Origin of the sequence: Thermochromatium tepidum ATCC 43061 (assembly GCF_009664085.1) — a bacterium.
Classification (GTDB): domain Bacteria; phylum Pseudomonadota; class Gammaproteobacteria; order Chromatiales; family Chromatiaceae; genus Thermochromatium; species Thermochromatium tepidum.
On sequence record NZ_CP039268.1, the window covers coordinates 21,188 to 46,397 of the forward strand.

Consider the following 25,210-nt stretch of genomic DNA (forward strand, 5'->3'; position numbering starts at 1 on the left):
AAGGCTCAAACAAATTAAAGAGGGGAAACTAGAAGTTCCGCCTTGGTGTCACTGTCGCACGCCCCCACCCTGAATGGAGGGTGGCTGGTTGTCGATTGCGACAGGGCGCTGCCCCTTATACCATAGACCGTTACACATGGGCAAATACCCGAACGTCACACCAAAGACCGTGGATGCTTCCAATCGCAAGATGAATGTACGGATCAAGACCCCCGAGGCGATCGAGAAGATGCGTCTCGCCGGACGTCTGGCCGCTGATGTGCTCGATATGATCGAGCCCCATGTCCAACCCGGAGTCACCACCGAGGAGCTCGATCGGATCTGTCACGACTACATCGTCGATTATCAGGGCGCCATCCCGGCCCCGCTCGACTATCGCGGTTTCCCAAAGTCGATCTGCACCTCGGTCAACCATCAAGTCTGTCACGGTATCCCAAGCAATAAGCGTCTCAAGAAGGGCGATATCATCAATATCGACGTCACCGTCATCAAAAACGGCTATCACGGCGACACCAGCCGGATGTTCTTCGTCGGCGAGCCGTCCATTCTGGCGCGTCGGCTGGTGACCGTCACGCAGCAGGCGATGATGCTCGGAATCGCTGCCGTCAGGCCGGAGGCCACGCTCGGCGACATCGGGTACGCCATTCAGCGCTTTGTCGAGTCCCAGGGCTATTCGGTGGTGCGCGAATATTGCGGACATGGTATCGGTGAGGAATTCCACGAAGACCCCCAGGTACTGCATTATGGCAAGCCCGGAGAGGGATTGCGGCTCAAACCGGGGATGTGCTTTACCATTGAACCCATGGTCAATGCCGGCAAACGCTTCATCAAGGTCCTGCCGGACGGCTGGACCGTCGTCACCAAGGATCGCAGTCTGTCGGCCCAGTGGGAGCACACCGTACTGGTCACGGAGACGGGCCACGAGATCCTGACCCTGGGCGCCGCCGAGCGCGCGGCACGGGCGACCTCATGACCCAGTGCGCCGCCCAAGTGCCGGTCGAGCCACGGCGCTTGCCGTCAGACTCGCTGCACTTTTTTAAGGAGCGGTTGAAGACAGGCAAGGAAAGACTCTATCGTCGCTATGACGAGGGCGTCCCGGTGACTTGCCTGGTCCGTGAGCTGAGCGAACTCATCGACGCCGTCTTGCGTGATGTCTGGACCCTGCATCTGAGCGAATCCTCCGCGGCGGCGCTCGTGGCGGTCGGCGGCTATGGACGACGCGAGCTCCATCCGGCCTCTGACATCGACATCCTGATCCTGATCGAGGACGCGTCTGCACCATCGCTGATCGAGTCCATCGAACACCTGTTGACACTGCTGTGGGATCTCGGACTGGAGATCGGTCACAGTGTCCGCACCGTCGAGGAGTGTGCGCGCGCGGCCGCAGACGACGTCACGATCATGACCAATCTGCTCGAGGCGCGCTGGCTGGCCGGCTCAGAGACGCTGTTTCAGCAGATGCGCGTGGCCACCGGGCCCGATCGTCTCTGGGACAGCGAGCGCTTCTTCGCCGCCAAGACCCAAGAGCAGCGTGCACGCTGGCTCAAGTATGGCGACACCGCCTACAACCTTGAACCCAACATCAAGGAAAACCCCGGCGGACTCAGGGATATCCAGACGATCGCCTGGGTGGCCAAGCGGCATTTCGGTGCCGAGACCCTACACGAGCTGGTCGACCACGGCTTCCTGACCGAATCCGAGCATCAGACCCTGATCGATGGCCAGACCCTGCTATGGCGCATCCGCTTTGCCCTCCACCGCTTGGCTGGACGGCATGAAGACCGGCTGCTGTTCGATCATCAGCTTACCCTGGCGCGTCAGTTCGGTTTCAGCGACGGCGAGAACAATCTGGCCGTCGAGCAGTTCATGCAGCAGTACTACCGCACCGTCCAGGAGCTCAACCAGCTCAATGAGATGCTGTTGCAGCTCTTCGGCGAGGCGATCCGGCTGCACGACGATCTCGGCCCGCCGGTGCCGATCAACAAGCGTTTCCAGTCACGTTGCGGCTATCTGGAGGTCACCTCGCCGAGCGTGTTTCAGCGCACCCCGATCGCCTTGCTGGAGGTCTTTCACATCCTCCAGACCCATCCCGAGCTGCAAGGGGTACGCGCGAGCACCATCCGCCTGATCCGCGAGAACCGCCATCGCATCGACGACGCCTTTCGGGCCGATCTCCGGGCACGGAGTCTGTTCATGGAGATCCTGCGCGAGCCCTCCGGGCTCACCCATGCCCTGCGCCGCATGAGTCGTTACGGGGTGTTACCGGCCTATATCCCGGCCTTCGCCAACATCGTCGGGCGGATGCAGTACGACCTATTGCATGTCTATACGGTCGATGAGCACACCCTGATGCTGATCCGCAATCTGCGCCGTTTCGTCATCCCCGAGTACGATGAAGAGCTGCCGCTCTGTAGTGCCCTGGCACGGCGCATCCCCAAATTGGAACTGCTCTATCTGGCTGGACTCTTTCATGACATCGCCAAGGGCCGGAGCGGCGATCACTCGCTCCTGGGCGCGCGCGAGGCCTGGGACTTCTGTCGGCACCATGGTCTGAGCGACTTCGACAGTCGCTTGGTGTCCTGGCTGGTCGAGCACCATCTGGTGATGTCCATGACCGCCCAGCGCAAGGACATCAGCGATCCGGAGGTCATCCAGTCCTTCGCCGCCCTGATCGGCGATCAGACCCGGCTCGATTATCTCTATCTACTGACCGTGGCCGATGCACGGGCCACCAATCCGGGACGCTGGAACAGCTGGCTCGATGCCCTGCTGCGCGAGCTCTACTACAGCGCCAGGCGCGCCCTGCTGCGTGGACTCGACAACCCCCAGGCCCAGGACGAGCTCATCGCCCAAAAGCAGGCCGAGAGTCTGCGGCTAGTGGCGCGCCATGGTATCAAAGCGGACGCCTGTCAGGCACTTTGGCAGCGTTTCAACCACGACTTTTTTATTTACAATTCACCCGACGAGATCGCTTGGCAGACCAGACGCATTTTGGAGGCCGGCGCTGTGGACCGGCCAGTGGTCGACATCCGCCCGATCACAGCGCGCGGTGGCAGCGAGATCTTCATCTACTCGCGCAATCGCGACAATCTGTTCGCCCGTACCACGGCCGCACTCGATCAGATGGGTCTGAGCGTCATGGATGCGCGTGTCATGACCACCAGCGATGGCATGGTGGTCAACAGCTATCAGGTGCTCGATCAGGGCGGCACCCTGCTCAACAATCCCGCCCGACTCAGCGAGGTGCGCGAGCAGCTCGCCGCGCGTCTCACTGAGCCGAGTCAGGCCCGGATTCAGGTCACGCGCACGCCTTCGCGCCGGCACCGACATTTTCCGATCGAGACGCGGGTCTGTTTTTCCGTCGACGAGCCCAACCAGCGTACCATCATGCGTCTGACGACCCTCGACCGTCCGGGGCTGCTGGCCGAGGTCGGGGCCGTATTCGAGCAGTGCGGTATCCGGCTGCAGAACGCCAAGATCGCCACCGTCGGCGCCGAGGTCGACGATGTCTTCTTCATCACCACCGCCGAGGAGACGCCCATCACCTGCGAACAGGTGCTGTCCTGCCTGAGGCGCGAGATCCATGATCGACTCGAAGCGTCCCATTCCGTTTGAAGCGATGCGGCTCGGAGGCGGTCGCGCTTCGGCAGCGGTCTGTCTGCTGTGCGGCGGACTGCTGCTGGGTGTCGAAAGCGCATTCGCTGAGCCGGCGGCCCGGGGGCCTAATCCGGCGTTGACAGGCGAGATTCAACCCAATCAGGTATCATCCTGGCTCGACGAGGTGCGCGCCCAGCGTGAGGCCTGGGAGGCGCGACGGTCGGCGGTACGTGAGCAGCATGAACAACGCCACCGTCTCCTTCATCCGCGTGGGGCCATACAGCAAGAGAACTGGGAAGAGGATCTGCGCCGCCGTCGCGCTGAGCGTCAGGAGCGCATCGATCAGGATCTCGAGGTCTTTCGTCGACTCGGACCTGAGGTCTGGGGACCGCTTCTTCCTTTCCCCGAGGATGGATCCGAGGTCTCCGGACGGTCAGAACCTCTGTTGCCGCCCGGGCCGCCACCCGTCTCACCGCCGGGCTGGGACAATCTCTGGTATTTTCGCGGTTACTAGACCATCGAGATATCACGACTCGATTAAATGCTAAAATACCTGCTCCAGGTCAAATCAAAAATCCCTGGACCGTCTTAGAATCCACTCCATCGACATCGAGATGGAGTGGTCATGTCCAGCCTGGAACCCAAGATCGATCCGCCCGCGCCGGGTGGTTCCTGCCCTGGAGCCACGCCCGAACACGGGCAGGTGCTCTCCATCTTGTACGAGGTCCGTCACGCGCTCGAACGTCTGCTCGCCAGCGGCGAGTCGACGTGCATCGACCTCCACTCCATGCCCTTTGGTCCGGGCGATCTGGAACGTCTGACCGCCGTGCTCGGTTCGGGCGAGGTCCAGGCGCGCGTCGAGGCGCTCGGCCCGACCCTGATCCAAGAAACCGCCATCCCCGGTGTCTGGCTGGTCGACTACCGCAGCCTGGAAGATCAGCGCCTGAGCTATCAGGTCGAGATCGCCGCCATCCCCGAGATCCTGCGTCCGCACCCGGAGGATCTCGCCGAGTCGCTCAGTGCGCTCAATGCACGACTCGCCGAGTCTGGCCTGGATACCACGCTGAACGCTTCGCCACCTTCGTCCTGACACCCGAGAGGAGGGACCATGCGCAAGAAACCCGATAAGACACTGGGCGAGAGCCTGCGCGATCATGGCCTGTCGCGTCGCGGATTTCTCAAGCTCTGTGCCACGACCGCCTCGCTGATGGCCCTGCCGCCAAGCATGGTACCGACCATCGCCGCTGCACTAGAGCAGGCACGCCGCCCCTCGGTCATCTGGCTGTCGTTTCAGGAATGCACCGGCTGTACCGAATCCCTGACCCGCGCCCATGCACCGACGCTCGAAGACCTGATCCTTGATTTTATCTCGCTGGATTATCACCACACGCTCCAGGCCGCGTCCGGTGATGCCGCCGAGGAAGCACGCATCCAGGCGATGGAAGAGAACAAGGGCCAGTATCTGGTGATCGTCGACGGTTCCATCCCAGGTCCTAAATCCAATCCGGGCTTCTCGACCATCGCAGGTCACAGTAATTACGACATCCTGATGGAAACGGTCGAGCATGCCGTCGCCGTGATCGCGGTCGGTACCTGTGCCGCCTTCGGTGGTCTGCCCCAGGCACGGCCCAACCCGACCGGTGCCCTGTCGGTCAGGGAGCTGGTTCGGGACAAGCCGGTCATCAATGTCCCCGGCTGTCCGCCGATCCCCATGGTCATCACCGGCGTGATTGCGCACTATCTGGTCTTCGGTCAGCTGCCCGAGCTGGACGGCTATGGCCGGCCGCTCGCCTTCTACGGCCAGTCGATCCATGACCGCTGCTCTCGCCGGCCCTTTTACGACAAAGGACTCTTTGCCGAGGGCTTCGATGATGAAGGGGCCAAACAGGGCTGGTGTCTGTATCGGCTCGGCTGCAAGGGACCGACCACCTACAACGCCTGTGCCACCATGAAATGGAACGACGGCACCAGTTGGCCGGTCGAATCCGGGCATCCCTGTCTGGGCTGCTCCGAGCCGAGGTTTTGGGATGCCGGAGGTTTCTATGAACCGGTGTCTGTGCCGCTCACGCTCGGACCCACGACACTCTTGCAGGCGGGGGCGGCCGGGGCCGTCGTCGGCGGTGGACTCGCAGCCCTCTCCCGCAAGAAGGGCAGGGACGCCGCGGCCACGCGCCAACCCGTCACCGTCGCCGAACTGGAGCAAAAGCTATGAGCGGTTCGATGGAATTCCTGCTGTGGACCAAGGGTCCAGTCTTCGATATCGCGCTGGCGATCTTCGCCATCGGTCTCATGGTACGTCTGGTCGAGATCTTCATGCTCGGACGCGCGCCCAACTATGCCGAGCCGCGCGCCCATGAATGGCCGGCTGGACTGCGTACCATGCTCACCCGGAGCGTCGCCGATCCGGGCACCTTCAGGCGCGCACCCTTCAATGTGGTGGTCGGCTGGGTCTGGCACATCGGCTTCCTGACCGCGCTCCTGTTCTTCGTGCCCCATGTCGAGCTGATCCGGGGCGTGCTCGGGTTCGCTTGGCCGGGGCTGCCCACGCCGCTGGTCGACTTCGCCACCGCCATCACCCTCCTGGCCCTGATCGCGACCCTGGTGCATCGGCTCAGCCATCCAGTGAAGCGGCACATCAGCACGCCCGAGGACTATCTGGTGTGGGCCGTGGTGTTCATGGTGGTGCTCACTGGCTATCTGGCCTATCACCGTCTGGTCGCGCCCTATCCGCTGGCGCTCGGCATGCACATCCTCAGCGCCGAGATCCTGCTGATCATCCTGCCCTTCACCAAGCTCACCCACATCTTCACCGCCTTCGTCGCGCGCTGGTACAACGGCGCCGCCTTTGGTCGCAAGGGGGTTCAGTCATGAGCGAACTGACACTCGAACGGGGCCTGGCGGCCTTCCGCGCCGAGATCGATGCGCCGACGGCGGCCTTCTTCTCCAGTTGTGTGCACTGCGGACTCTGCGCCCAGGCCTGTCCTTTCTATCTCGAAACCGGCGATCCCAAATACACACCGATCCTGAAGCTCGAACCCCTGCGTCGGGTGTGGGAGAACGAATTCACCCTCTGGGGCCGGATCAAGGGTCGGCTCGGGCTCCAGCAACCGGTCACGGATGAGATGCTGGCCGAATGGGAGGAGCTGCTCTACGACTCCTGTACCCTGTGCGGCCGCTGTTCCATGGTCTGTCCGGTCGGCAATGATCTGGCTTACATGATCCGCAAGACCCGCGAGGGCATGGTCCAGTCGGGCCATGCACCCGAAGGGCTGATCTCGGCCGCCTCGCGCGCCATCCGCACTGGTAGCCCCATGGGGCTGCAATGGAAGACGCTTGCGGTGCAGATCCAGCATGTCGAGGCCAGCAGCGGTCTGACGGTGCCGGTCGACCAGGAAGGCGTCGAGTATCTGGTGTTGCTGTCCTCGATGGAGGTCATCAACTTCCCCGAATATCTCGCGGCCATCACCAAGATCTTCGACCATGCGGGCATCTCCTGGACGCTCTCGACCCAGTGTTTCGAGGCCACTAATGCGGGGGTCCAGATCGGAAGCAAGGACATCGCCGCCGAACTGGTCGAGCGCATGGTGGCGGCAGCGGAAGCGCTCAAGGTATCTAAGGTCATCAGTCCCGAATGCGGTCATGCCTACACCGCCATCCGCTGGGAGGGCCCGAACCTGATCGGACGCGCCTATCCGTTCCGCGTCTTCCACATTATCGAGGTGCTCGACGAACTGCGCGCCGCCGGACGGATCAAGATCGCAGACAAAGAGGACGCCCGGCTTTCGCTGCACGATCCCTGTAATCTGGCGCGCAAGAGCGGCGTGATCCAGCAGCAGCGCCATCTGATGGCGCTGGTGGCCGAGAACTTCGTCGACCTCAAGGAGCATGGCAAGTATCAGTGGTGCTGCGGGGCCGGTGGCGGCGTCAGCTCCAACGAACGGGCCGAGGAGCTCCGGATGAGGGCCTTTAAGCGCAAGAAGGCCCAGATCGAGGAGGTCGCACCCGACCGGATGGTGACCATGTGCGCCACCTGCCGCACCCAACTCGAAGAGGGCCTGGAGGCGTTCAACATGGACATCCCGGTGATCGGGCTCACCGAGATGATCGCCGAGCACCTGGTCGAGCGCGACTGAACCGAACACCTGTTCTTAGAGCCGGGCCGCGTTGGCGGCCCCGTATCGGAGATCCGCCAACATGACTGAACGCATCGTCGTCGATCCCATCACCCGCATCGAGGGCCATCTGCGCATCGAGGCCCAGATGGACGGCGCCAACATCGCCCAGGCCTACAGCTCGGGCACCATGGTCCGGGGCATCGAGACCATTCTCAAGGGCCGCGACCCGCGCGATGCCTGGGCCTTCGTCCAGCGCATCTGCGGCGTCTGCACCCTGGTGCACGGCATCGCCTCGGTGCGCGCCGTCGAGGACGCGCTCAGGATCGAGCTGCCGCTCAATGCCCAACTCATCCGTAACCTCATGATCGGCGCCCAGTACATCCACGATCATGTGATGCACTTTTATCATCTCCATGCGCTCGACTGGGTCGATGTGGTAAGTGCACTGAATGCCGACCCACGGGCGACCTCAGAGCTGGCCCAGTCCATCAGCCCTTGGCCCAAATCCTCGCCCGGTTATTTCGCCGACACCCAGAAGCGCATCAAGACCTTCGTCGAGTCCGGCCAGCTCGGCATCTTCGCCAACGGCTATTGGGGCCATCCGGCCTACAGGCTCCCGCCCGAGGCCAATCTGATGGCGGTCGCGCACTATCTAGAGGCGCTCGCCTGGCAGCGTGACATTGCCAAGTTCCATGCCATCTTCGGCGGCAAGAATCCGCATCCGAACTTCGTCGTCGGCGGCGTACCCTCGCCGATCGATCTGGAATCCGACTCGGCGCTCAATGCCAAACGGCTGGCCGAGGTCCTGAACCTGATCCAATCGATGCGCACCTTCGTCGATCAGGTCTATGTGCCAGACACCCTGGCCATCGCCGGGTTCTACAAGGACTGGGGCGAGCGCGGCGAGGGGCTTGGCAATTTCCTCTGTTATGGCGATCTGCCCTCGGGCGCGGCCATGGATCCGGCGACCTTTTTGTTTCCACGCGGGGCCATCCTCGACCGCGACCTCTCGGTCATCCACCCAGTCGCTCTGGAGGATGGGGACGAGATCCAGGAGTTCATTGCCCACTCTTGGTATCGTTACAGCGTCGGCAACGACCGCGGATTGCATCCCTACGAGGGCCAAACCACGCTGGAATACGACCGGCGCGGCGGGGTCAAGCCGCCCTACAAACAGCTCGATGTCAGCGACGGTTATTCTTGGCTCAAGGCGCCGCGCTGGAAGGGGCGTTCGGTCGAGGTCGGGCCGCTGGCGCGTGTCCTCATGCTCTATGCCACCGGCCACGAGCAGACTCAGGCGCTGGTCGACAGCACGCTCTCCCGGCTCGAACTGCCGATCAAGGCGCTCTACTCGACCCTGGGACGCACGGCGGCGCGCACCCTGGAGAGCAAGATCCTGGCCGACAACATGCAGGGTTGGTACGACGCACTGATCGCCAACGTCAAATCAGGTGATACCAAGACCTTTAATGAAACCCTGTGGGAGCCGTCACGCTGGCCGAGTCGGGCCCAAGGGGTGGGCTTCATGGAGGCGCCGCGCGGCGCGCTCGGACATTGGATCGTCATCGAGGATGGTCGCATCGCCAACTATCAGGCCGTGGTGCCCTCGACCTGGAACGCCGGACCGCGCGATGCAGAGGACCAGCCCGGTGCCTACGAGGCGGCACTCCAGGACAATCATCAGCTCATCGACGTCAAGCGGCCGATCGAGATCCTGCGCACCATCCATTCGTTCGATCCCTGTATCGCCTGTGCGGTGCATCTGGCCGATCCCGAGTCGGGCGAATCCTTTCAAATCCGGGTCGTTTGAACCCGTTCGAGCCCCGATGGCCGGGCCGGAGCGGCCCGGCCCTGACCTCACCAGCTTAGGTTCAGCTCCGCCCGGATGAAGAACGAGTCGTTGCGGCGGTTTTCGGCATAGTAGTCCCCCGGCCTCAGATACTCGGCGACCAGATGTCCCGAGACGTTCTTGGTGAACTTGCCCTTGAGCCAGGCCGTGAACAGATGGCCACGGAAGTCGCCATCGCCGCTCAGGTTGACCCTCTGGGCCGCGGTGCGGGTGCTCTGTTCATTGGCCCAGAGCGCATGGTAGTCGATCAGGAGCTGGGTCGTCGGATGGACCTGGGCGATCCAACCGAGGTTGAAACGCCTGAGGTTGGTCGCCTCGCCCACGCGCGACTCCAGCGGCCACTGATAGATCATGAGCTCACTCCACTGCGGCCAGCGACCCCAGAGCGGATCGAACGCCTGATCCTTGGCGCTGTCCGGGTCGTCGCCGGACAGATACTCGAAGTCAGCGTGGACCTGATTCTTGAGCGTATCGTTGAGGCTGTAGGTCAGTCGGCTGTTGAAGCCGAAGGCGCTCAGATCACGCTCGTTGCGCGTGCCCCATTCGTAGGCGGTCTCGGCACGCACTGACCAGTTGGGTGTCAGCTTGGAGTCAGTGCGCAGACCTGCGGCATAGAGGTCGCCTGAGTCGCTGGCCGAAGCGAAGGGTGTGCCGTTGTTGATACGGAGGTTGCGTGAGGTCAGGTTGGGCCTGTTGTGCTTGTAGATGAAATAGCCATCGAGATCCGTGCCCTCGATCAGCGACCTGTTACGGCCATAGAGGATGACGCCGGTCTCGTGCTGCTCGGTCTGGTCCTCGACCTCGCCGTTGAGCGACGGCGGGAAACGCCCGGTATCGGCGCTCTGGTCGATAGAGATGAGATCGAGCGTAGTGCCAAGCGACCTCAGCTCATAGGTGGCGCGCGCGGCATCGAAATAAAGGGTGCGCGAGCCGTCGAGCGGCGTGCCGTCGAGCACCAGCCAGCCGTTGCCCAACATGATGTCCTGGCGCCCGAGCTTGAGCGAGAGCGGCGCACCGCCGATCTCCTTGGCGGTGATTGTGATCTGATCGAACAGCACGCCGCCGCTGTACCAGGTCTCGAAGCCGGGAACCGGCCAGTTGGAGGAGGGAGGGTCTTGATAGTGACGCCCCTCCCACATGAGCCGGGCGCCGGCCTCGAACTGGTCGCCGAACGCATAGGAACCCCAGAGTCGCCCGCGATAGCGCTGGAAGGTACGATCGCCGGTGGGACTGTCGGCGTCTAGTCCCACATTGTCGATCCAGACCTCGCGCAGACGCAGGTCGGCGCCCCACTTGAAGGGTCCGCTGGTCTGTTCGGCCGCGACCGCCGAGCAGGCGAGGGTGAGGGTAGCGCCGAGGCCAAAGGCCAGGAGGCTGTTGTTCTTGTTAGATTTCATCATCCACCTTCTTTTCTTCGAGCGCCCATTGGCGGTCTTCTTCAGTGATTTCATCGCGCGCGGCATTGCGACGGATGAGTCCATAGAGAATGCTCAGGACGGCTAGGGCAATGATGCCCAGATAGGCCGCGAGTACGAAGGGATCATCAAGACCCAGCATAGGCTTTACCTCGTCTCCGGGAAGCAGCGTTGCAGGTGTTCCTCATCCGGCGAGCGGGTGAAGGCACTGACCAGGATCAGGGTCAGGAAGGCGGCGGGCAGGGCGATCACGATCGGATCGACCGCGGGCCAGTTGGGATGATCGGCCAAGATACTGGTCTTGCCGCCGGTGACGAGCTGCACCAGACCGATGGCGCTCGCCTCCTTGGACTTGACCAGCAGCAGCCAGAACAGCGACACCAGCAATCCGACCGTCATCGAGGCCAGGGCGCCGGCCTTGGTGACGCGCCGCGAGAAGAGTCCACCGAGATAGGCCGGTAGGAAGCTCGCCGCGCATAGCCCAAAGAAGATGGCGGTGAAGCGGGCGATGACGTATTCCTGACGGACGCTATAGCTGATGGTCACGGCGATGAAGAGACCGACCAGGATCGCCAGCCGCATGACTCGGATGCTCGGTTCGCGTGGCTGACCCTTGACGGCGATGCGCTCATAGAGGTCGCGCCCGGCCGCGGTGCCGATGGTGTGGAACTGGCTCGACAGGGTGCTCATGGCCGCCGCCAAGAGGGCCAGGAAGAAGATGGCCCCGAACCAATGGGGTAGGGCAGTCGCGATGAAGGTCGGGATGATCTTGTCGGCATCGCCCTTGACATAGGTGACGACTGAGGATCGCCCGCCGACCAGCTCGAGGCGCGAGCCCTGCACGTCCTCGGACTCCTGGCGCTCGGTGACGATCAGGGCCGCCGTGGCCGGGGTCTGGGTCTTGGGGTTGAGGATCGCGCTCCAGGCCCCGCTGTCGGTCTTTTGCATCAGCTCGACCAGGGCGTGGTCCTTCTCGGGGTCGAGGACCTGGACCAGCTTGCCATGGAGGGGCGGACCATGCTGGGCGAACCAGGCGTTTGCCAGACTGCCGACCAGGAAGGGCGTACCCGTCATCAGCAGGATGAAGACCGCGCCGATTGGCACCGCCCGATCCAGCTCGCGCCGGCTGCGTACCGTCATGAAACGCACCACCAGCTGGGGTTGCGCCAACACCCCGATGCCGACGCCCAGGATGATGGCCGTGATCACCGTCCACCACAGGTCATACCTCGGCGCCCCCCAGCCGAAGGCCGGCATCCGGGTCCAGCCCTGATGGCCGATCTGGGCAAGCGGCGCGGGGACCATGTCCTGCATCTCGGCCAGGGCGCGATGGGCCTCGGTCACGCCCCCCAGGCTCGAATAGGTGAAGACCAAGAGAAAGAGCATGGCCAGCACCATGACGAGGCCCTGAAAGGTGTCGGTGTACATCACCGCCTTGATGCCGCCCGGGATGACATAGGCCGCCGTGATCAGGGCGAAGATTAAAAGTGCAACCTCGAAGTCGAGCCCAAACTGGGTCGCCGCAAAGACGCTGCCGCCGGTCATGACCGCCGCGGCATAGAGCGGCATGAAGAGAAAGATCAGGGCCCCGGCGAAGATCTGGATCGCCCGGCTCTGGTAACGCAGTCCCAGCAGCTCTGGGAAGGTGTGGGCGCCGAGATGGTGTCCGAGCCGGCGGGTCGGCTCGCCGAGCACGATGAAGGCGATCAGGATCCCGACCCCAATGTTGAGGAAGGTCAGCCACAGCAGACTCATCCCGAAGAGCCCGGCCACCCCGCCGAAGCCAACGATGGCGGCCGTCGAGATGAAGGTGGCCCCATAGGAGACCGCCATGATGATCGGGTGGGCCGAGCGCCCCCCAATCAGGAAATCAGCCGCCGAGCGCGTGCCCCGGTAGCCGAGCCAGCCCAGATAGGCCGTGATGGAGAGGTAGGCGAGGATGACGATGATATCGATCCAGCCCACGGATGCATGATCGGGCATGTTTCCCCCTATTATTTTTGAATTTGTGGTATAGCCACCACATTACCCGCCTCTGGCCATGACGGTTCGAGTGGCGGGAAGGAGAACATAACCCGATTCAGGAGACGGTTGTATAGCCGCCGTGCCGAAAAGCCAGTTCTTCTCCATCGAGCTGATTCTGGACCCTTTGATTGTAACCGACCCGGGGAGACGCCAGACCAGGGTGCGCCATGAACGCCTTCATCCATGCGCCAGCGCGAAATCGCTCTCAATCGCCAGACACGCAACGCACTAGCCGGGCGCATCTGGAGATCCTGTGTCCAACCCTGCTTAGGCCCATCCCCGAGCACACCGGACTGAGGATGCGCACCCCGGCCATCGCGCGTCTGCTGGCGCGCGCCGAGCGCCGGCCCGGTCGCAACGCCGACCCCGTTGCGGCGCTCATGGGGGCCTTCGGGCTTGATGGTGAGCGACCGACCGCCCCGATCGCCGTGCTGGGAGAGGGTGTTGCGGTTGAACCCGAAAGATTTTGGATGCACGCCGATCCGATCCATTTGCGCCCGGATCGCGAGCGTCTGCTGGTCTATGCGGGGACAAGCATCGCTCCGGACCCTGACGAGGCCAAGGCCCTGGTTGAAGGTTTCAATCGTCATTTTGCCGACGAGGGTCTACAGCTCATCGCTCCAGCCCAGGCGCGCTGGTATCTCAGGGTCGATCGGCCCATGCCTGGCTGGCCGATGGCGCCCCTGCATCGAATCCAGGGTGGCTCTATGGCCGAGTATCTGCCGCGCGGATCCGAGGCCTGTGATTGGGTACGCCTGCTCAATGAGATCCAGATGCTCTTCCATGCCGATCCTGTCAACCGACGTCGTGAGGCGGCAGGACGTCCGATCATCAACGGGATCTGGATCTGGGGTGGGGGGACCTTGCCGAGGCCGTCGGAATTTGGGTCGGCGCCGGACACACTGGTCGGCGATCATCCATTGCTGTTGGGATTGGCGCGTCTGACCGGACGCCCACGACGCTCGCTGGCGAACTGGTTGGACGATCCAGGGCCCATTACCGGTCAGCAGCTCGTCTTTTGGGACCGTCCTTGGCGAGCTTGGCTGGAATACGACCTGGAGACCTGGTCAGGCGCCATACGCGAACTGGAGGCCGCGATCGAGCGACTATGGACGCCGTTACGTGTCGGGCGTCTTGGAACAATCCAGCTCGATCCCTGTGACGGCGAGACATTCGCGCTCACGACGCGCCAGACCTGGCGGTTCTGGCGGAGACGGGCTAGGATCCATGACTGACGGCGCGGCATCCCCATCCAGGCACTCAATGCTCGAGATCGCGTATCTAGGCCCCACCACAGGCCGGGCGTGGGACAAAGACGGTTTCATAGCCTGCACCAATCGGAACGATTTTTACAATCCATTTAATTCGACCAATGTGCTTGGGTTAATCTGATGTTCGTCGGCCCAGCGGGGCCAACCCGATCATCCAAACGAACAAACACCTCATCAGCCATCAATCAGGAGAACCAACGCATGTTTCAGGATCGTACCGGAAGTCGTGTTCCAAACGTCACCTTTCACACTCGCCGTGGCCACGAGTGGGTCGATGTGACCACCGACGAGATCTTCGCCGGCAAGACCGTGGTCGTCTTCTCGCTGCCGGGTGCCTTCACCCCGACCTGCTCGTCCTCACACGTACCGCGTTACAACCAGTTGGCGCCGACCTTCAAGAAATTGGGTGTCGATTCCGTGGTCTGTATCTCGGTCAACGACACCTTTGTCATGAACGAATGGCAAAAGGCCCAGAACGCCTATAACCTGATCTTCCTGCCCGACGGCAACGGCGAGTTCACCGAGGGCATGGGGATGCTGGTCGACAAAGACGCACTCGGTTTCGGCAAGCGCTCCTGGCGCTACTCGATGCTGGTGCGCGATGGTGTGATCGAGAAGATGTTCATCGAGCCCGAGGTCGAGGGCGACCCCTATGAGGTCTCGGATGCCGACACCATGCTCCGCTATCTGGCGCCCGACAAGCCCAAGCCGCTCGACATCGCCGTGTTCAGTCGCGAGGGTTGTCCATTCTGCTTCAAGGCCAAGGAGCTGTTGCGCAACGCTGGTCTGGACTTCGAGGAACTGGTGCTCAACCGTGACTATACCGAACAGGGTCTGCGCGCCGTCTCCAACCAGGCCACGGTGCCCCAGGTCTTCATCAATGGCCAGCACATCGGCGGCTCCGATGCCCTGGAGACCTGGCTGCAACAGCACAAAGCGGCCTAAGGTAGCGTCTTGATCCCTGACAGGCCCTGGGTGAGCATCGCGCCCACCCGGGGCCTTCATTTTGCGGCGCTGTAACAGACAGGAGTAAGGAGATGACTCAGCATTTCGACCTGATCGCCATCGGTGGCGGTAGCGGCGGCCTGGCGGTCGCCGAGAAGGCGGCCCAGCTCGGCCGGCGCGTGGCCCTGATCGAAGCGGCCAAGCTAGGCGGCACCTGTGTCAATGCCGGCTGTGTGCCCAAGAAGGTGATGTGGTATGCGGCCAATCTGGCGGCGGCGGTCGCGGATGCGCCCGACTATGGCGTCCAGGTCCAGGCCAGCGGTTTGGACTGGGGCAAGCTGGTTGCCGGACGCGATCGCTATATCGCCGCCATCAACCGCTATTGGGACGACTATGTGGAGCGGCTGGGCATCACCTGCGTCAACGGCCTCGCCCGTTTCGTCGATGCGCGCACGGTCGCCGTCGGCGATCAGCATTACACGGCTGATCATATCGTCATCGCTACCGGCGGGCGCCCGATCGTGCCGCGGATGCCAGGCGCCGAACTCGGCATCACCTCGGACGGCTTCTTCGCGCTGGAAAGACAACCGAAGCGGGTCGCCATCATCGGTGGCGGCTATATCGGGGTGGAACTGGCAGGGGTCTTGAGCGCGCTCGGCACTGAGATCACCATCGTGGCCCTGGAGGATCGGCTGCTCGCGCTGTTCGATCCACTCATCAGCGCGACCCTGGCCGAGAACATGCAGCAGCATGGCATCGACATCCACCTGCAATTCGAGGTTGCCGCGATCGAGCGCGATGCCCAAGGACTGGTCCTGGCTGCGCGCGACGGCCAGCGTCTGACCGGCTTCGATCAGGTCATCTGGGCGGTCGGGCGCACCCCCAACACGCGCGCGCTGAACCTAGAGGCCGCCGGCATCCGGCTCGAGCCGAGCGGTGTCATCCCGACCGATGCCTATCAGAACACCAATGTCCCTGGCCTCTATGCCATCGGTGACGTCACCGGGCGCGAGCCCCTGACCCCGGTCGCCATCGCCGCCGGGCGGCGGCTGGCCGAGCGTCTGTTCAACGACAGGCCGGACCTCAAGCTCGATTACGAGAATGTACCCACGGTGGTCTTCGCCCACCCGCCGATCGGCAAGGTCGGACTGACCGAACCCGAGGCGCGCGAACGCTACGGCGACAGCCTCAGCATCTACGAGACCCGTTTCACTCCCATGCGTTATTCGCTCAACGCGCACGGACCCAAGACCGCCATGAAGCTGATCTGCGCCGGTGAGGATGAGAAGGTGGTCGGCATCCATCTGATCGGCGACGGCGTCGATGAGATGTTGCAAGGCTTTGCCGTGGCCGTGAAGATGGGCGCCACCAAGTCCGATCTCGACAACACGGTCGCCATCCATCCGTGCAGCGCCGAGGAGCTGGTGACGCTGAAGGAACCAGTGCGCCGTTCCGGTCAGACCAATACTTGACTCCTATGCAGAACTTCGTGCCCGGTCAACGCTGGCTGAGCGAGACCCAATCCGAGCTGGGGCTCGGACTGGTCGAGGCCGTCGAGGGGCGCCATGTCCGCATCCTCTATCCGGCAACCGGCGAGACCCGGATCTATGCGCGTGACCAAGCCCCCTTGGTCCGCCTCGTGGTCCGGCGCGGCGAACGTATCCGCGACCGCGCCGGACGCGAACTGCGGGTGCTGGATGCGTGTACCGAGCAGGGACTCATTACCTATCGCGCTGAGGACAGCGCAGGTCTGATCCATGCCTTGCCCGAGTCCGAACTCGACGATCGTCTGAGCTTCAACCGTCCGGGTCAGCGACTGCTGGCGGCGCGGTTTGACAGCGATGTCTGGTTTAGACTGCGCTACCGTACCTGGCTTCAGAGGATGCGCGCCGCAGGCTCGCCGACCCTAGGTCTGGTTGGCGCACGCGTCGCGCTCATCCCGCATCAGCTGCATATCGCCGCCGAGGTCTCGCGGCGCGAGGCCCCGCGTGTGCTCCTGGCCGACGAGGTCGGTTTGGGCAAGACCATCGAGGCCGGGCTGATCCTACACCGGATGCGACTCACAGGCGGTGCGCGCCGGGTGCTGATCCTCACCCCCGAGCCGTTGCTGCATCAGTGGCTGGTCGAGATGCGCCGGCGTTTCAATCTGGCACTCGCCCTGTTCGATCGGGAGCGCTTCGAGTCGATCCGGGACGACAACCCCTTTCTGTCTGAACAGCGCGTGCTCTGCGGGTTGGAGTGGCTGGTTGAAGCGCCTGCCGCCGGGCAGGCCGCGCTGGACGCCCCCTGGGATCTCTTGATCGTCGACGAGGCGCATCGCCTGACCTGGACCGAGACCGCGCCCAGTCCGGCCTATCGGTTGGTCGAGGCGTTGGCGAGCCGGATCCCGTCGGTGCTGCTGTTGACCGCTACCCCTGAGCAACTCGGGCGTGCCGGACACTTCGGGCGTCTGCGTCTGCTCGACCCAGCGCGTTTCCAGGATCCCATCGCGTTTCAGGAGGAGGAAGCACGCTATGCGCCCATCGCGGCGCTCGCCGCGCGGCTGCTCGACGACGAACCGCTCGCTGCCGCCGATCGGGAACGCCTCGCCTCACTGCTTGGCAACATCGAGGGACTGGATCGCGACACATTGATCGATCGCTTGATCGACCGTCACGGTACCGGGCGCGTGCTCTTTCGCAACACCCGCGCGACCATCCCTGGCTTTCCGCGTCGCGAACTGATCGCCTATCCGCTCCCCGAACCCGAAGCCTATCGAGGACTTTCCGAGCCGCTGCTGCGGCTGACGCCCGAGTATGCGCACGGTCCCGGCTGGGAGACGATCGACCCGCGTGTCGACTGGCTGATTGCGACCCTGCGCGACCTGCGCCCGGCCAAGGTGCTGCTGATCTGCGCCCGGGCGCGCACCGTGCTCGAGCTGCGCGAGGTGTTGCGTCGGCGCGCCGGCATCCAGGCCGCCGTCTTCCACGAAGGTCAGGAGATCGTCGATCGCGACCGGGCGGCGGCCTATTTCGCGTCCGTCGAGGATGGCGCCCAGATCCTGCTGTGCTCGGAGATCGGCAGCGAGGGACGCAATTTCCAGTTCGCCCATCACCTGATCCTGTTCGACCTGCCGCTGGACCCGGATTTGCTCGAACAGCGCATCGGTCGGCTCGACCGCATCGGCCAGACTGAGACGATCTACCTGCTCCTGCCTTATCTGAGCGGCGGACCCATGGAGACGCTGTTTCGCTGGTATGCCGAGGGGTTGGGCGCGTTCGAGCATCCGTGTCTGGCGGCAGCGGCCGTGTATGAACGTCTAGGCGAGCGCCTGAAAGAGGCCCTGACCAGTCCAGCCGATTCCGCGCTGACCGAGGCGTTGATCACCGAGACCCGCGGGCTCGCCGCCCAAATCAAGGCCGAACTGGCCGCCGGTCGCGATCTGTTACTCGAGCTGCACTCACACCGGCTGACGCGCGATGCCGCCCTGGTCGAGTCGATTGCCGCGATCGATGCCGAGCGCACGGTTGCCGATTATCTGACCGACTTTTGGGACGCCTTCGGCGTCGAGCACGAGCCTGGTCCGGCTGGATCCGTGGTGGTACGACCCGGTCCGCAGATGCTCCAGGAGACCTTCCCGTGCCTGCCAGAGGATGGGCTGACTGTGACCTTCGACCGTGCCCAGGCGCTCGCGCATGAGGATTACGAATTCCTGACCTGGGAGCATCCCATGACGCGCGCGGCGATGGAACTGTTGACGACCTCCGATCTGGGCAGCGCGGCGCTGGTCCTGATCCGGGGCGACGCACGCCTTCCGCACACGACCCTGTTGCTGGAGATCCTCTATGTCGCCGAGTGTCCGGCCCCGCCCGAACTCCAGGTCGAGCACTTCCTACCGCCGACCCTGGTGCGGTTGCTGCTCGACGCCGAGGGGCGGGATCGTGCCGCAGAGATTGAGCACGAAAGCCTCAGGGGCGACTGTCTGAGTCACAACACCAAACTGGCCCGCGCCCTGATCGCCTCACAGGCGTCGCGTCTGACCGAATGGCTGGAGCGGGGCGAGGCACTGGCGCACGGCGCGCTGGAGTCCTTGGAGCAAGGGGCGCGCAGGCGCATGCATCAGGTACTTGGCGATGAGCTGGAACGCCTACTGGCCCTGGCGAAGGTCAATCCCAGGGTACGCCCCGACGAAATCGCACGGCTACGGCACAGGCGCGAGCGGCTCGATGCGCTGCTCGGCCAGATCCATCTACGGCTTGACGCGCTGCGGTTGATTGTCGCCCATTGATGGGCGACGAGTCGGATTGCATTTGAGTGCAGGGGCAGGCGGACGGATATCCCCCGTCCGCCCCTGTCTGCGTCAACGATAGCTGTCGAGCTCATCTAGCGTTAGTTGCCGCGCTTCTTCTTCCAGCATGATGGGGATGTCGTCGCGGATGGGATAGGCAAGCTGGGCCGATACCGAGATGAGTTCCCCGCGCGTCTGGTCAAGGATCAAGGGCCCCTTGGTGACAGGGCAGACGAGGATGTCGAGGAGTTTCTTGTCGAGCATGGATTGATCGCCGTCGTCAAAAAGTGCGCCAAAGTGCGCGCGTTTCTTTATCCTGCCCCAATGTGTCTTACCGACCACGGTCGTATCTGACAGGCGTGACTTTCCCGGCTACGACAGGAGCCCCTCCTGCCGCAGCGCCGCCATTGCTGGACGGACTCGCCGCGGGTAGGGCAGTTAAGGTTGCCAGCCGTTTCGGATTGCGCACGGCATCGAGGTCGCGATGGTGTTTTCAATCAGACAATAATAAATTGTCAAGATTTGCAAAACTAGAGTCAGATTCCCTGGACGAGACAGGGCTTGGTGGATGGTTTAACAGCCCTCCTGTCCCTGGGGAGATGTGGCAACTTCAGGCTTGTTTATGGCACATCACCAAGAGGCGTTGAACCATGCTTCGCACGGCAGCGATCGAGCTCGACGTTGCACCTGAACCAGCCGTGCGTCTTGCGGCCTTGCAAGCGGCCTACGCACGACTTCGGGCCAAAACGCCCCTTGGCAGCCAGATGTTCGGAGAGAACAACCTCGCCGCTCCTGTGGATGTCTGGGCAAGCGCTCGAGGCATCGCTTCGAGTGCCCCCACTGTGGTCTCCGGGCGCACAGCGACTTAAACGCCAGTCGAAACCTGGCCCGGATTGGCGGGACTGCCGTTTTGCCAAGGGCGGTCGTAGATACGCCCGATGTCGGGGATGGACATGCGTTCGTCCTACGATAAGGCCTTCGACTTCAGTCGAGGGTTATTTACACCGGAGTTTGACGTAAAATGGGAGTCATGGTGGTTTACTTGAGTCGCGACACCCTGATCTCGTCAAACGCGACCTGTACCATCCTAGTCTCCCGCAGGGGGGACTGTCCCTTGCGGAAGAGCACCAAAATACCACCTAGCTATCCACCGTTCGGCAGGAGGAGTCTCGACATGGTCGCTTTCGAACAATTACACGCTCAGAACCACAAGATCACTGAGCTCTCGAACGTCTTCCTCTATCTGGTGAGGGATCGTTCCATGTGCGACACCGATGTCGCCTGCGACATCTTCTTCAATCTGACCAACCATGTGCGCGAGCACATGGAAGTCGTCGACCGTGATCTCTGCGGCAAGCTGCTGTCCTATCCGGACCAATCGGTCAAGAACACGGCCAACCGCTTTCTGTCGGGCTCGACCGAGATCAAGCGCATCTTCAGCGCTTATGTCAAACAATGGTGCTCGGAAAAACGCCATTCACTGACGATTAGCGATTATGCCTCCTTCCTACAGGATACCGAGCAGATGTTTGCCCTGGTCATGGATCGTCTGCAACGCGAGACCGAACACCTCTACCCCCTGATCCGTAAGCTCGAAGAGAAGCAGCGTCAGGTCGCGGCTTGAGGGCCTAGGCGTCGGCCTGGACCGTCCGTGCGATCCAGGCCTCCCGGCAGTCATGCCGACACTAGGCTGCGAGCCGGGCGCAGATTGGCTTGTGTGCTCGATCGGTACCGACTCGCCGGTCGATGCGGCCTCTTCGAGGCGCAGACCCTTGGAGCGAATCAGACGTGGATCGACCGGCACCTTGTCGCCTGATCCTGGTGCGCGCCAAGCCCCTTCGTTTAGGGCGAGATCGGGGTGCGCTGCGCGCAGACGGCGCAGCCATCCTATAATCTTTCTGCCGCTGAAACCCAAGGCAGCCTAGGGCGGGGCACGCCGGAAGTCATACCTGTGGAGAGACGAGCCGCTGTTGGGGCTTGGCCCAGGAACCCACCGAAGCGCATGACGGATTGCCTTGAGTGCATCCTCGGCCTTACGCAGGAGGGCAAGGCCGAGGGCGGAGTTGAGGCCCCCTTGCGCGAAAACCTCGCTTCATCGTGTATTTCTATGTCCAGGATCCAGGGTTGGCCCCGATCCAATGGGTCCGGTTCCATCGCTTCGCTCGGACGAAGTCACCGCGGCATCCTGTGCATTCACCCGATCGTCTCGACTCGTGGCGCCCAGAAACCGCCCATGGCACGCCGGCAGGCAAGGCGGTGAGGCTTTGGTTAAGTTTGATTAAGAGGGTGGCGACACCTGATCGAGACTCATCCGCGGCTTGGTCGCCCCTGAAGAACCGACGAAAAACCGGCGGTCCTTGGGTATACTTGCGGCCTTGTATGACATTTAAAAATTCCATCAGACATAAGCATTCGAATGGACGCCAGCACCATCCGCCTGATCCTGATCGTCGTCGGGGCCATCCTGATCGTTGCGCTCTATCTATGGGAGCGTCATCGCGAGCGTCAGGGCGTCTATCAAGATGACCACGAGGACGATGGCCTGTTTGATGAACGAGGTGCGCACGGGCCTCACGGCATCCATCAGCGCCGGCGTGCGCCGATACTCGATCAGTATGACGATGAGGAGTGGCCCGACGACGAGGACTCTGCCACCAAACCGTCGCGGCCCGTCAAGTCCTGGTCGCGTTCGCGCGCCGACAAGGAACCGGAGCACGAGTCACGGCCGGAAGACGCGCGCACGCCCATGTCCGAGGATGTCGCGGATTCCAGATCGGTCAAGACGTCCAGAAAACCCGCACCTCCTCCACCACCCAAATCGCCGAAACGCCGTGAGATCTCGGTCCCGGATCCGCTGCTCATCCAATTGACCGTCAGCGCGCGCCGCTACCCCTTTAAAGGACCTGACATCCTGGAGGTGGCTGCCAGTTGCGGGCTCTATCCAGGCGAGATGGACATCTTTCACTGTTTCGACGAGTTCGAGGACGAGATCCGGGTCTATTTCAGCATGGCCAACATGGTCAAGCCGGGGCGCTTTCCCTTCGACGATATGGATGGGTTCTCGACCCCCGGGCTGGTGCTCTTCGCCCAACTGGAGGGTGATCCCGAAGACATGACCATCCTCGACGAGATGCTGGCCACGGCGCGCAAGCTGGCCCTATCGCTCAATGGAGACGTACTCGATGAGACGCGCCGCCCCCTGACGGTCAAGAAGGAAGAGGAGATGCGTCAGGCCGTGCTCGACAACGAACGGCGCTGGAAACGGACCCCGCGCCTGTGACCTCCTCGGATATCGCCCGGCGCATCGAGGCGCTGCGCGCCGAGATCCGCCATCACAATCATCGCTATTATGTACTCGACGACCCGGAGATCCCGGACGCCGAGTACGATCGGCTGTTTGCCGAGCTCCAGCGCTTGGAGGCCGAACACCCCGAGCTGATCACCCCCGACTCGCCCACCCAGCGGGTCGGCGCCGAGGTGCGTCCAGATCTCAGCGAGGTTCGGCATTCCGTCCCCATGATCTCGCTCGACAATGCGATGAACGACGCGCAGCTGGTCGAGTTCCATCGTCGTATCACCGCCGCCCTGCCTGAGCTCGATCCTGTGCCCTATACCGCCGAGCCCAAGTTCGACGGCCTGGCGATCAGCCTGCGTTATGAGTCCGGCGTCCTGGTGTTGGCCGCCACCCGTGGCGATGGCACGCGCGGCGAGGACGTGACCCACAATGCGCGCGTTATCCCGAGCGTGCCGCTGCGGCTTTTGGGGGGGGACTGGCCCGAGGTGTTGGAGGTGCGCGGCGAGGTCTATATGCCGCGCGCCGGATTCGATCGGCTCAACGCCGACCTGGAGGCGCGCGGCGAGCGTCCCTTCGCCAATCCGCGCAACGCCGCCGCCGGCAGCCTGCGTCAGCTCGATCCGCGCATCGCCGCCCAGCGCCCGTTGCGCTTTTGCGCCTATGGCTGGGGCGAGATTTCGGGCGAGACGGGCACGAGTCAGTTCGAGATGCTCCAGCGTCTGGCGGGTTGGGGGTTACCGATCTCGCCCGAGCTGCGGCGGGTGGCGGGACTCGACGGCTGTCGCGCCTATTTCGAGGCATTGGCGCAGCGACGCGCGGTGCTCGACTACGACATCGACGGGGTGGTGTTCAAACTCGACCACCTGCCGGCACAGGCAGCGCTCGGGGCCACGGCACACCATCCGCGCTGGGCCATCGCGCGCAAGTTTCCGGCCCAGGAGGCCCTGACCGAGGTCGAGGCGGTCGAGTTCCAGGTCGGGCGCACCGGGGCGGTGACCCCGGTAGCGCGACTGCGTCCGGTAAGGATCGGCGGCGTGACCGTCTCCAAGGCCACGCTGCACAATCTCGACGAGGTTCGGCGCAAGGACGTGCGCATCGGGGATACCGTCTCCATCCGCCGCGCGGGCGATGTGATCCCTGAGATCGTCCGTGTGCTGGTCGAGCGGCGTCCGGACGGGGCGCGTCCAGTCGAACTACCGACCCGGTGTCCGGTCTGCGGGTCGGACGTGATCCAGCCCGAGGGCGAGGCGGTCGCACGCTGTAGCGGTGGGCTTTGGTGTCCGGCCCAGCGCAAGGAGGCAATCCGGCATTTTGCCTCGCGCCGGGCACTGGATATCGAAGGGCTGGGCGAGAAGCTCATCGAGCAACTGGTCGATCTGGACTGGGTGCGCGAGCCGGCGGATCTCTATGGTCTGACTGCCGACCGCTTGGCCTCGTTGGACCGCATGGGCGAGAGGTCGGCAGCCAATCTGATCGCGGCGCTGGAGCGCAGCAAAGAGACGACGCTGGCGCGCTTCGTCTTTGCGCTCGGGATCCGCGGGGTCGGTGAGACCACGGCGCAACAACTGGCAGAGCATTTCGGCAGGATCGAGGCGCTGATGGCGGCGCGCGTCGAGGAGCTGGTCACGATCAAGGGCATCGGCCCGGTGGTGGCGGCCCACATCGTCGGTTTTATGGCCCAGCCGCACAATCGCGCGGCGATCGCCCATCTGCTTGCCGCTGGGATCCACTGGCCCGAGGTCGAGCGCTCGGCTTCAGCCCCCGCCGAACCGAGCGCCTTACCCCTGAGCGACAAGACCTTCGTCATCACCGGTACGCTCAGCCGCCCGCGTCACGCGGTGGCGGCCCAGTTGCGCGCCCTGGGCGCCAAGGTGACAGAGAGCCTCTCCAAGAAGACCGATTATCTCCTGGCAGGTACGGCGCCCGGGTCGAAGCTCGCCCAGGCCGAGAGGCTGGGGGTGAGGGTGATCGATGAGGCCGGGCTGGACACCTTGATCGCGCGGCACCAGCTCCCACTTGAGGGGGAAGCCATTTCCAGAGACACCACAGGGGGTATGCGATGACTGAGCTCTCGAAGGAACAACATCTCCTGATCGCCATGCGCAAGACCTTGACGGCGATCATCAAAGATGTCACGCCCCCGCCGGGGATGCGGCATCCGTTCTCGGAGGCGACCATCCAGCAGGTGCGTCAGTGTCTGGGGCTGATCGCCGCACGCGAGCAGGAGTTGGCACTGGAGCAGGGGCGCGGCGGCGAGCGGCCTTACTACAGCGACGAACGCCCAGATGTGCAGCTCGTGGCCTTCGACACGATCAAGCGTCGGCCCAATTGAATCCATGCCGGCGCCCTTAGGACAGGCCGGATTCGATCCTATGGGGCTTGGAGTCGACATCCTGCGCCTCAACCATTGACGACACCGGGATTGTGGCGG

The 25,210-nt window shown here is 63.3% G+C and carries 22 protein-coding genes; 17 read left to right on the forward strand and 5 right to left on the reverse strand.

The window, feature by feature from the left end; translation table 11 throughout:
- The first annotated feature begins 190 nt into the window (after positions 1-190).
- The 8 genes from map to E6P07_RS00145 all read left to right on the forward strand — a co-directional run bounded on the left by map (position 191) and on the right by E6P07_RS00145 (position 9,522).
- The gene (map, locus tag E6P07_RS00110; protein ID WP_153976095.1) at positions 191-973 is read left to right on the forward strand and encodes a type I methionyl aminopeptidase; all 783 of its coding nucleotides are present in this window, start codon (positions 191-193) and stop codon (positions 971-973) included.
- Positions 970-3,615: a [protein-PII] uridylyltransferase gene (gene glnD / locus E6P07_RS00115; RefSeq protein ID WP_153973736.1), complete on the forward strand. Its 2,646-nt coding sequence runs from the start codon at positions 970-972 to the stop codon at positions 3,613-3,615. The genes map and glnD overlap by 4 nt, the downstream gene beginning before the upstream one ends.
- Complete coding sequence (locus E6P07_RS00120) at positions 3,584-4,111, forward strand: hypothetical protein (RefSeq protein WP_153973737.1); 528 nt, start codon at positions 3,584-3,586, stop codon at positions 4,109-4,111. Before glnD ends, E6P07_RS00120 begins: the two co-directional genes overlap by 32 nt.
- 111 nt (positions 4,112-4,222) lie before the next feature.
- The gene (locus E6P07_RS00125; protein WP_153973738.1) at positions 4,223-4,687 is read left to right on the forward strand and encodes a hydrogenase expression/formation protein; all 465 of its coding nucleotides are present in this window, start codon (positions 4,223-4,225) and stop codon (positions 4,685-4,687) included.
- An 18-nt stretch (positions 4,688-4,705) separates the two neighbouring features.
- Entirely contained in the window at positions 4,706-5,809 is a 1,104-nt protein-coding gene (locus E6P07_RS00130) for a hydrogenase small subunit (RefSeq protein ID WP_153973739.1), read from the forward strand.
- Positions 5,806-6,468 (forward strand): hypothetical protein, encoded by a 663-nt coding sequence (locus tag E6P07_RS00135; protein WP_153973740.1) that lies wholly within the window; start codon positions 5,806-5,808, stop codon positions 6,466-6,468. The genes E6P07_RS00130 and E6P07_RS00135 overlap by 4 nt, the downstream gene beginning before the upstream one ends.
- Entirely contained in the window at positions 6,465-7,730 is a 1,266-nt protein-coding gene (locus E6P07_RS00140) for a (Fe-S)-binding protein (protein ID WP_153973741.1), read from the forward strand. Before E6P07_RS00135 ends, E6P07_RS00140 begins: the two co-directional genes overlap by 4 nt.
- A gap of 61 nt (positions 7,731-7,791) precedes the next feature.
- The gene (locus E6P07_RS00145) at positions 7,792-9,522 is read left to right on the forward strand and encodes a nickel-dependent hydrogenase large subunit (protein ID WP_153973742.1); all 1,731 of its coding nucleotides are present in this window, start codon (positions 7,792-7,794) and stop codon (positions 9,520-9,522) included.
- Between the two features lie 47 nt (positions 9,523-9,569).
- On the opposite strand, the gene E6P07_RS00150 is transcribed toward E6P07_RS00145, so the two are convergent.
- Genes E6P07_RS00150 through E6P07_RS00155 form a run of 3 tightly spaced genes read right to left on the reverse strand, consistent with a single transcriptional unit; the run spans position 9,570 to position 12,959 of the window.
- The gene (locus tag E6P07_RS00150) at positions 9,570-10,958 is read right to left on the reverse strand and encodes an alginate export family protein (RefSeq protein ID WP_153973743.1); all 1,389 of its coding nucleotides are present in this window, start codon (positions 10,956-10,958) and stop codon (positions 9,570-9,572) included.
- Entirely contained in the window at positions 10,948-11,118 is a 171-nt protein-coding gene (locus E6P07_RS13595) for a symporter small accessory protein (RefSeq protein WP_170286774.1), read from the reverse strand. The genes E6P07_RS00150 and E6P07_RS13595 overlap by 11 nt, the downstream gene beginning before the upstream one ends.
- A 5-nt stretch (positions 11,119-11,123) precedes the next feature.
- Positions 11,124-12,959, reverse strand: coding sequence for a sodium:solute symporter family protein (locus E6P07_RS00155; protein ID WP_153973744.1), 1,836 nt, complete (start codon positions 12,957-12,959; stop codon positions 11,124-11,126).
- 209 nt (positions 12,960-13,168) lie between these two features.
- Here E6P07_RS00155 and E6P07_RS00160 point away from each other — a divergent pair, with 209 nt between their 5' ends.
- The 4 genes from E6P07_RS00160 to rapA all read left to right on the forward strand — a co-directional run bounded on the left by E6P07_RS00160 (position 13,169) and on the right by rapA (position 19,484).
- Entirely contained in the window at positions 13,169-14,236 is a 1,068-nt protein-coding gene (locus tag E6P07_RS00160; protein WP_153973745.1) for a phosphoglycerate mutase, read from the forward strand.
- A 237-nt stretch (positions 14,237-14,473) separates the two neighbouring features.
- Positions 14,474-15,217: a glutathione peroxidase gene (locus E6P07_RS00165; RefSeq protein ID WP_153973746.1), complete on the forward strand. Its 744-nt coding sequence runs from the start codon at positions 14,474-14,476 to the stop codon at positions 15,215-15,217.
- A 92-nt stretch (positions 15,218-15,309) separates the two neighbouring features.
- Positions 15,310-16,689 (forward strand): glutathione-disulfide reductase, encoded by a 1,380-nt coding sequence (gorA, locus tag E6P07_RS00170; protein ID WP_153973747.1) that lies wholly within the window; start codon positions 15,310-15,312, stop codon positions 16,687-16,689.
- A 17-nt stretch (positions 16,690-16,706) separates the two neighbouring features.
- The gene (rapA, locus tag E6P07_RS00175; RefSeq protein ID WP_246172872.1) at positions 16,707-19,484 is read left to right on the forward strand and encodes an RNA polymerase-associated protein RapA; all 2,778 of its coding nucleotides are present in this window, start codon (positions 16,707-16,709) and stop codon (positions 19,482-19,484) included.
- A gap of 72 nt (positions 19,485-19,556) precedes the next feature.
- Here the strand turns inward: rapA and E6P07_RS00180 are convergent, their stop codons facing one another.
- Positions 19,557-19,748 (reverse strand): Trm112 family protein, encoded by a 192-nt coding sequence (locus E6P07_RS00180; RefSeq protein WP_153976097.1) that lies wholly within the window; start codon positions 19,746-19,748, stop codon positions 19,557-19,559.
- Between the two features lie 538 nt (positions 19,749-20,286).
- Here E6P07_RS00180 and E6P07_RS00185 point away from each other — a divergent pair.
- Together E6P07_RS00185 and E6P07_RS00190 are read left to right on the forward strand one after the other, a co-directional pair.
- Positions 20,287-20,457, forward strand: coding sequence for a zinc ribbon domain-containing protein (locus E6P07_RS00185; RefSeq protein WP_246172967.1), 171 nt, complete (start codon positions 20,287-20,289; stop codon positions 20,455-20,457).
- 201 nt (positions 20,458-20,658) lie between these two features.
- Complete coding sequence (locus E6P07_RS00190) at positions 20,659-21,108, forward strand: hypothetical protein (RefSeq protein WP_153973748.1); 450 nt, start codon at positions 20,659-20,661, stop codon at positions 21,106-21,108.
- Here the strand turns inward: E6P07_RS00190 and E6P07_RS14255 are convergent.
- Complete coding sequence (locus tag E6P07_RS14255; RefSeq protein ID WP_484600313.1) at positions 20,992-21,288, reverse strand: hypothetical protein; 297 nt, start codon at positions 21,286-21,288, stop codon at positions 20,992-20,994. The two genes, E6P07_RS00190 and E6P07_RS14255, sit on opposite strands and share 117 nt — an antisense overlap.
- Positions 21,289-21,900: 612 nt before the next feature.
- Between E6P07_RS14255 and zipA the strand changes: the two genes are divergently transcribed.
- The 3 genes from zipA to E6P07_RS00205 are packed head-to-tail and all read left to right on the forward strand — an operon-like array spanning position 21,901 to position 25,111.
- Positions 21,901-22,764, forward strand: coding sequence for a cell division protein ZipA (zipA, locus tag E6P07_RS00195; protein WP_153973749.1), 864 nt, complete (start codon positions 21,901-21,903; stop codon positions 22,762-22,764).
- Positions 22,761-24,842 carry an NAD-dependent DNA ligase LigA gene (gene ligA / locus E6P07_RS00200; protein WP_153973750.1) on the forward strand — a complete coding sequence of 694 codons (2,082 nt, stop codon included), beginning with the start codon at positions 22,761-22,763 and terminating at the stop codon, positions 24,840-24,842. The genes zipA and ligA overlap by 4 nt, the downstream gene beginning before the upstream one ends.
- The gene (locus E6P07_RS00205) at positions 24,839-25,111 is read left to right on the forward strand and encodes a segregation and condensation protein A (RefSeq protein ID WP_153973751.1); all 273 of its coding nucleotides are present in this window, start codon (positions 24,839-24,841) and stop codon (positions 25,109-25,111) included. Before ligA ends, E6P07_RS00205 begins: the two co-directional genes overlap by 4 nt.
- Positions 25,112-25,210 lie beyond the last annotated feature (99 nt).

Excerpts from the sequence above, each read along its gene's own strand:
- map (WP_153976095.1), top strand. The coding sequence starts at position 191 with ATGAATGTACGGATCAAGACCCCCGAGGCGATCGAGAAGATGCGTCTC.
- glnD (WP_153973736.1), top strand. The coding sequence starts at position 970 with ATGACCCAGTGCGCCGCCCAAGTGCCGGTCGAGCCACGGCGCTTGCCG.
- E6P07_RS00120 (WP_153973737.1), top strand. The coding sequence starts at position 3,584 with ATGATCGACTCGAAGCGTCCCATTCCGTTTGAAGCGATGCGGCTCGGA.
- E6P07_RS00125 (WP_153973738.1), top strand. The coding sequence starts at position 4,223 with ATGTCCAGCCTGGAACCCAAGATCGATCCGCCCGCGCCGGGTGGTTCC.
- E6P07_RS00130 (WP_153973739.1), top strand. The coding sequence starts at position 4,706 with ATGCGCAAGAAACCCGATAAGACACTGGGCGAGAGCCTGCGCGATCAT.
- E6P07_RS00135 (WP_153973740.1), top strand. The coding sequence starts at position 5,806 with ATGAGCGGTTCGATGGAATTCCTGCTGTGGACCAAGGGTCCAGTCTTC.
- E6P07_RS00140 (WP_153973741.1), top strand. The coding sequence starts at position 6,465 with ATGAGCGAACTGACACTCGAACGGGGCCTGGCGGCCTTCCGCGCCGAG.
- E6P07_RS00145 (WP_153973742.1), top strand. The coding sequence starts at position 7,792 with ATGACTGAACGCATCGTCGTCGATCCCATCACCCGCATCGAGGGCCAT.
- E6P07_RS00150 (WP_153973743.1), bottom strand. The coding sequence starts at position 10,958 with ATGAAATCTAACAAGAACAACAGCCTCCTGGCCTTTGGCCTCGGCGCT.
- E6P07_RS13595 (WP_170286774.1), bottom strand. The coding sequence starts at position 11,118 with ATGCTGGGTCTTGATGATCCCTTCGTACTCGCGGCCTATCTGGGCATC.
- E6P07_RS00155 (WP_153973744.1), bottom strand. The coding sequence starts at position 12,959 with ATGCCCGATCATGCATCCGTGGGCTGGATCGATATCATCGTCATCCTC.
- E6P07_RS00160 (WP_153973745.1), top strand. The coding sequence starts at position 13,169 with ATGAACGCCTTCATCCATGCGCCAGCGCGAAATCGCTCTCAATCGCCA.
- E6P07_RS00165 (WP_153973746.1), top strand. The coding sequence starts at position 14,474 with ATGTTTCAGGATCGTACCGGAAGTCGTGTTCCAAACGTCACCTTTCAC.
- gorA (WP_153973747.1), top strand. The coding sequence starts at position 15,310 with ATGACTCAGCATTTCGACCTGATCGCCATCGGTGGCGGTAGCGGCGGC.
- E6P07_RS00180 (WP_153976097.1), bottom strand. The coding sequence starts at position 19,748 with ATGCTCGACAAGAAACTCCTCGACATCCTCGTCTGCCCTGTCACCAAG.
- E6P07_RS00190 (WP_153973748.1), top strand. The coding sequence starts at position 20,659 with ATGGTCGCTTTCGAACAATTACACGCTCAGAACCACAAGATCACTGAG.
- zipA (WP_153973749.1), top strand. The coding sequence starts at position 21,901 with ATGGACGCCAGCACCATCCGCCTGATCCTGATCGTCGTCGGGGCCATC.
- E6P07_RS00205 (WP_153973751.1), top strand. The coding sequence starts at position 24,839 with ATGACTGAGCTCTCGAAGGAACAACATCTCCTGATCGCCATGCGCAAG.